Annotated in this window: 7 protein-coding genes; 4 read left to right on the forward strand and 3 right to left on the reverse strand. The window is 63.3% G+C overall.

Annotated features, from left to right (window positions below; all coding sequences use genetic code 11):
- The coding region (locus HMPREF3056_RS04765; protein ID WP_141759840.1) for a nicotinate-nucleotide--dimethylbenzimidazole phosphoribosyltransferase at positions 1-450 on the forward strand (450 nt) is incomplete at its 5' end.
- 12 nt (positions 451-462) lie between these two features.
- On the opposite strand, the gene HMPREF3056_RS04770 is transcribed toward HMPREF3056_RS04765, so the two are convergent.
- The gene (locus tag HMPREF3056_RS04770; protein ID WP_070515793.1) at positions 463-1,563 is read right to left on the reverse strand and encodes a branched-chain amino acid aminotransferase; all 1,101 of its coding nucleotides are present in this window, start codon (positions 1,561-1,563) and stop codon (positions 463-465) included.
- Between the two features lie 212 nt (positions 1,564-1,775).
- Between HMPREF3056_RS04770 and HMPREF3056_RS04775 the strand changes: the two genes are divergently transcribed.
- The gene (locus tag HMPREF3056_RS04775) at positions 1,776-3,275 is read left to right on the forward strand and encodes a leucyl aminopeptidase (protein WP_046648125.1); all 1,500 of its coding nucleotides are present in this window, start codon (positions 1,776-1,778) and stop codon (positions 3,273-3,275) included.
- A 48-nt stretch (positions 3,276-3,323) separates the two neighbouring features.
- Here HMPREF3056_RS04775 and HMPREF3056_RS04780 read toward each other — a convergent pair whose 3' ends face one another.
- The gene (locus HMPREF3056_RS04780) at positions 3,324-4,598 is read right to left on the reverse strand and encodes a glutaminase (protein WP_070512389.1); all 1,275 of its coding nucleotides are present in this window, start codon (positions 4,596-4,598) and stop codon (positions 3,324-3,326) included.
- 28 nt (positions 4,599-4,626) lie between these two features.
- On the opposite strand from HMPREF3056_RS04780, the gene HMPREF3056_RS04785 reads away from it, so the two are divergent.
- Entirely contained in the window at positions 4,627-5,169 is a 543-nt protein-coding gene (locus HMPREF3056_RS04785; protein ID WP_070512386.1) for an isochorismatase family protein, read from the forward strand.
- An 11-nt stretch (positions 5,170-5,180) separates the two neighbouring features.
- On the opposite strand, the gene HMPREF3056_RS04790 is transcribed toward HMPREF3056_RS04785, so the two are convergent.
- Entirely contained in the window at positions 5,181-5,588 is a 408-nt protein-coding gene (locus HMPREF3056_RS04790) for an oxidoreductase (protein WP_070512383.1), read from the reverse strand.
- 148 nt (positions 5,589-5,736) lie between these two features.
- On the opposite strand from HMPREF3056_RS04790, the gene HMPREF3056_RS04795 reads away from it, so the two are divergent.
- On the forward strand, positions 5,737-6,105 hold a 369-nt coding region (locus tag HMPREF3056_RS04795), incomplete at its 3' end, for a biotin/lipoyl-containing protein (RefSeq protein WP_305764482.1).

Below are 6,105 nucleotides of genomic sequence, written 5' to 3' on the forward strand. Positions count from 1 at the left end.
GGCCGGATTACCCATACCGAACCGGTGGCGATTGTGGGGACGAATACTCTGGCCAGCGGTATTACGGATGCGATGTGGAAGGCCCGCGTGAGCGTTGTGCGTGACTCGATGTTCCGCGCCCGCAACCTGGAGGGCTGGGAGGTCGTGCAGACCATCGGCTCCCCGAATCTCGCAGCGCTGGCGGGTTTCATCGCGCAGGCCACGGCGCGGCGAACGCCAGTGCTTATCGACGGCCCCCTGGCCGCCACCGCCGCCGTCCTGGCCGAGCGCACCGCGCCCGGCGTGAGAGGCTGGCTGCGCGCAGGGACGACCACCCCCGAACCGGCGTATGCGCTTGCTCTCAAAGAGCTGGGACTAACCCCACTGCTTGATTTAAACCTGAGCGAAGGTTTCCCCCTCGGCGCGCTCGCGGCCTTGCCGCTGGTGCAGCTGGCCGCCGAGCTTGCCTAAGCGAATTGCGCTCTAAGCCTCCACCAGCGTGTGCAGCCAGCCGTGGGTATCCTCCACGGACCCGCGCTGGATGCCGGTGAGGCGCTCGCGCAGAGCCATCGTCGTAGCGCCGGCCTCATCGTTGTTGATGTGGAAATCGGTCTCGTCGCCCATGACGTGGCCCACCGGGGTAATAACGGCTGCGGTGCCGCAGGCAAAGGCCTCCACCATGGCGCCGGAAGCAACGTCCTGCTCCCACTCCTTGTAGGTGATGCGGCGCTCTTCGACCTTCAGCCCCATGTCCTTAGCAACCTGCAGAAGCGAGGCGCGGGTAATGCCCGGCAGCAGCGAACCCGACAGCGCCGGGGTCACCAGGGTTTGGTTGCCTTCCTCGCCGTAGACAAAGGCCAGGTTCATGCCACCCATTTCCTCGATGTAGGTGCGGTCGATGGCGTCCAGCCACACCACCTGGTCGCAGCCCTTCTCCGCGGCCTGCGCCTGGGCGAGCAGTGAGGCCGCATAATTGCCGGCGAACTTGGCCGTGCCCGTGCCGCCGGGAGCAGCGCGGACGTAGTCGGTGGATAGCCAGACGGACACCGGCTTGATGCCGCCGGAGAAGTACGCGCCTGCCGGGGAGGCGATGACGACATAGCGGTAGGAGTGCGCCGGGTGCACGCCCAGGGACACATCGGTGGCGATCATGAAAGGGCGGAAATACAGGGCTGCCTCGCCGCCAGCTTCGGGGACCCAGGCCTGGTCGATGTCGACAAGCTGGCGCAGGGACTCAATGAACTCCTCTTCCGGCAGCTGCGGCATAGCCATGCGCTCAGCGGAAGCCTGCAGACGCTGCGCGTTCTGCTCCGGGCGGAAGGTGGCGATGCTGCCATCTGGCTGGCGGTAGGCCTTGATGCCCTCGAAGATGGCCTGGCCATAGTGGAAGACGGTGGACGCCGGATCCATGCTAAACGGCGCGTAGGGGCGTACCTGCGCGTCGTGCCATCCCTTGTCCTCAGTCCAGTCAATCGTCACCATGTGGTCGGTGAAGTACTTACCAAAGCCCGGGTTCGCCAGAATCTCCTGCAGGCGCTCCGGGGAGGTGGGGGTTTCAGTTCGCGTCACGGTGTAATTCAACATGGATTACAGCGTACTCCTTAGCCCCCTATAGAGATGCAGAAATGCCCTAGCTAGATCACCACTCCTTGAGTCCACTCGGCGAGCCCACAAGCCCCGCTGCCACCCCACCCCACTCCCACCGTAATCCCACTGTAATCCCAGTACGTTCCACACCATAGACACGGGTAGTGTGTGAGGAGTATCCCATTGTCACTTTTCTCAAGGAGGACATCGTGGCTTCTTCCACGTTCGAACTGCCCGCACGCGGCTCTTTCCCCACCGTTGAGCTGGCCAAGAAGGCTCCCAAGCAGGCAGATGCCCTGCTGATCGCCACCTTCGCCGGCGAGGAGGGACTCGAGGTGCCGGGCACCTCTCTTCTCAGCTCGTCCGCACTGCGCTCGACGTACGAGGCTCTCGCGGCCGTGGGCGCGACGGGCAAGGCCGGGGAAATCGTGAAGGTTCCCGCCCCGCAGAAGGCAGGGGCTGCGCAGGTCATTGCGCTGGGCTTGGGCGATGTCGAGGAACTCGACGCCGAGGCCCTGCGCCGCGCCGCCGGCTCCGTGGCCCGCGCCACCGCAGGCGTGGGCACCATCGTGACCAGCCTGGCGGACTTCGGCGTTTCTGCTGCTGTCGAGGGTCTCATCCTCGGCGGCTACGCTTATCGCGGCATTCGCTCCACCGAACTGGAGGAGAAGGAACAACCAGCCACTTTCGTGGTGGTGGCTGATAAGTCTGTCTCCGAAGAATTCGAGGCAGCCCGCACCGTGGCCGAGTCTGTCTTGCTTGCCCGCGACCTCGTGAATGCCCCCGCCAACGAGCTCTACCCGGAGTCCTACGCCGCATTCCTTTCCGGCCAGGCAAAGGAAGCCGGTCTTGACGTCGAGGTGCTCGATGAAAAGCAGCTGGAGAAGCAGGGCTTCGGCGGCATCCTCGCGGTAGGTAAGGGCTCTGCCCGCCCGCCGCGTCTGGTGCGCCTGAGCTGGAAGCCCAAGAAGGCCAAGAAACACGTGGCTCTTGTAGGTAAGGGCATTACCTTCGATACCGGCGGTATCTCCCTGAAGCCGGGCAATGGCATGTGGGACATGATCTCTGACATGGGCGGCTCTGCTGCGATGGCGGCCACCATCATCGCGGCGGCCAAGCTGAAGCTGCCGGTTCAGATCACCGCTACCCTGCCGCTGGCTGAGAACATGCCGGGCTCTGGTGCCACCCGCCCAGGAGATGTCATTACCCACTACGGTGGCCTGACCTCCGAAGTTCTCAACACTGACGCCGAGGGCCGCCTCGTGCTATCAGACGCCATCGCGCGCGCCAGCGAAGACAAGCCGGATTACCTCATCGAAACCGCTACGCTGACCGGCGCGCAGATCGTGGCGCTGGGCGCACGTACCTCGGGCATCATGGGCTCCGAGGTTTTCCGCGATCGCCTCGCTGAAATCGGCCGCGAGGTCGGCGAGAACGCCTGGGCCATGCCGCTGCTGGAGGAGCACGACGAGGAAATCAAGTCCCAGGCCGCGGATATCCGCAACATCAACGCCAAGCGCGAAGGCGGCATGGAGTTCGCCGGTACCTACCTCAAGCAGTTTGTGGGCGAGGGCATCGAGTGGGCTCACATCGATATCGCCGGCCCGTCCTGGAACGGTTCCGCCCCGCGCGGCTACACCCCGAAGCGCGCCACCGGAGTTCCGGTGCGCACCGTGGTCGCAGCGCTGCGCGAGATCGCAGAAGCCTAAATCAGAGCGGCTTCCATGCGGCCCCTCGTGTGAGCGGCTTTAGGCCGCTCACACCTCTTCGCCGGCGATGACGTAGTCCTCCTTATCCGCCAATGGGAGGACCGTACCGTCGGACATGGCGCGGTCGGTGACGAGCCCGTCGTCGTCGACAAGCGCGACCTCGTTGCCTTCCTCACGCAGCCGGCGCAGTCCTTCCTTGAGCATGCGCCGGCCCACCTTGTGCAGGCCAGAGACCTGGGAGAAGTCCAAGGCCAAGCGCTTGCCGGAGAACTGGCGCTCCTCCAGCTCGTGGAGGATGGCTTCGGTGGCGGTGAAGTTGATGTGGCCCTGCAGGCGGATAATCGCGGTGTCGTCGTCCTCGTCGACGCTGCGAACTGGGTGCACACCAAAGCGGTTTTCCGTGGACATCAAGTGCAGGCCCATGTCCGAGGAGAGCTCGCGGAAGATTTCGGTTCCGCGCACGCTATTTCCCTGCTCATCGAGACGCGGCGAAAACGTCGCCACGCCGATCTGCCCCGGCAGCGTTCCAATGAGCCCTCCGGATACGCCGGACTTAGCGGGGATTCCCACCTCTGCCATCCAGCGCCCAGCACCGTCGTACATGCCGCAGGAACTCATCACCGCCAGCGTCATGCGGCAGACGTCGGCGTCCAAAATCTTCTCCCCCGTTACCGGCTGGCGGCCACCATTAGCCAGGGTCGCGGTCATGACGGCGAGGTCGCGCACGTCCACCGATAGGGCACACTGCGAGGTATAGGACAGCACGGCGTCGTGGGCATCGTCCTGGATGATGCCGTAGGAGCGCAGCATATGTGCCAGGGACAGGTTGCGCTCAGCGTGCTCAAGTTCCGAGTCACACAGGCGCTTATCGACGTCCACCTCGCGCCCCGCCAACTGGGATATGAAGGCGCGGATCTTTTCCACGCGGTCCTCCACGGTCGACTCCACCCCATTAATCAGCTGATTGACCACGATGGCACCTGCATTGATCATCGGGTTCAGGGGGCGGTGGTCCTTGGCTAGGGATAACTCATTGAAGGCCTGCCCCGAGGGCTCGAGTCCTACCACCTCACGCACCGCGTCAGGGCCGAACTCGCTCAGTGCGAGGGCGTAGACAAAGGGCTTGGAAATGGACTGGATGGTAAAGCGGGTCTCTGCGTCACCGGCGCTGTAGAGGTGGCCCGTCACAGAGCACAGCGCCACACCCAGCTGCTCGGGGTTTGCGGCAGCCAGCTCCGGGATATAGTCCGCGACTTCTCCGGAATCGTGATCGTGAACGCCATCAAGGATCTTCTGTAGATAAAAGGGAATCGGTGTTTTCATCGTTTCCCAGCGTATAGAATTGCCACGTATGACACCTGCACTCATCATTGTCGACGTCCAACATGACTTCTGCCCCGGCGGAGCCCTCGCCACCGAGCGCGGAAATGAGGTGGCCGATCGCATCGGTGCCCTCCAGCCTTCCTACGACACTGTCGTTGCCACGCAGGACTGGCACATCGATCCGGGTACCCACTTCTCCGAGAATCCAGACTTCGTTGATACCTGGCCCGCGCACTGCGTGGCCGATTCCTTCGGCGCCGCGATGCACGAAGCGATCGGGCCCGCCCAGGCCTATTTCAAGAAGGGTGAATATACCGCTGCGTATTCCGGTTTCGAAGGCGCGGCCGACGGCGTTCCCCTGGCAGAGTGGCTGCGCGAGCACGACATCACCGCCGTGGACATCGTGGGCATCGCTACCGATCACTGCGTGCGCGCCACCGCTTCCGACGCCCTTGCGGAGGGATTCACGGTGCGTGTGCTGGCGGATTACTGCGCGCCTGTCGACGAGGCCCGCGGCGCCGCCGCTCTGGAGGAGCTTGAGAAGGCAGGCGCCACCATCATTACTGGCTAGGCAGCACCCTTCTAATTGCCGTCCTGGCCATTCTGCTGCTGTCGCTGTTCAAACCGCTGACGGCGCTCGCGTTGTTCCTCCCGCTTGCGCAGAATGCGCTCTCGCTCGATGCGCTCGCGCATGCGCTGGGGGTAACCAGTCTCTTCGACGTCATAGACATCGCAGCGCAGAAGCTTAGCCACCGCGTCGATGCCTTTGGGCCCACCAATGCGACGGCGGATGAAGGCGCCGTTTTCATCCACCACAACGACAGACATCTCGTTGACCACGGTCTCCGGTTCAATAAAGGCCTCGATAAAGGCACGTCCCTGAGCCCAGGCTTGAAGCTCTTGGGCGTCTTCTGCGCGAATGGTCTCCCCCGGTGCGCGGGGCGGGCGCAGTTGGGACTTGGAGCTGTTGCGGCGGAAGGGGTTGAACATGGCTCTTTAGCCTACCGGAGCCCACCTTCAGCCACTTCGTGCGGAGGATGCCCTAATTCACCCCACCCATGCGCAGCTTTTATAAACACGCTGTAGAATCAAACACTAGCGTTTCACTAATTCCAACTTTCGAGGAGTCTTAACACTTATGGCACACTCTGTTGTGATGCCCGAACTGGGCGAATCCGTAACCGAAGGCACGATTACCCAGTGGCTGAAGTCCGTCGGTGACACCGTCGAGGTCGACGAACCGTTGCTCGAGGTCTCCACCGACAAGGTCGACACCGAAATCCCCTCCCCGGTCGCCGGCACCATCCTCGAAATCAAGGCTGAGGAAGATGACACCGTAGACGTGGGCGCAGTCATCGCCATCATCGGTGACGAAGGCGAATCCGCACCGGCTGCTGAGGAGTCCGCGGATTCCTCCGAGAAGGATGCCGAGACCCCAGACAAGCCCGCTGAGGACGCTGAGTCCGAGGCGCCTGCTGCTTCTGGTGATGCCACCGACGTGGAAATG

The organism is Corynebacterium sp. HMSC056F09 (assembly GCF_001815785.1).
GTDB classification, from domain to species: Bacteria; Actinomycetota; Actinomycetes; order Mycobacteriales; family Mycobacteriaceae; genus Corynebacterium; species Corynebacterium hiratae.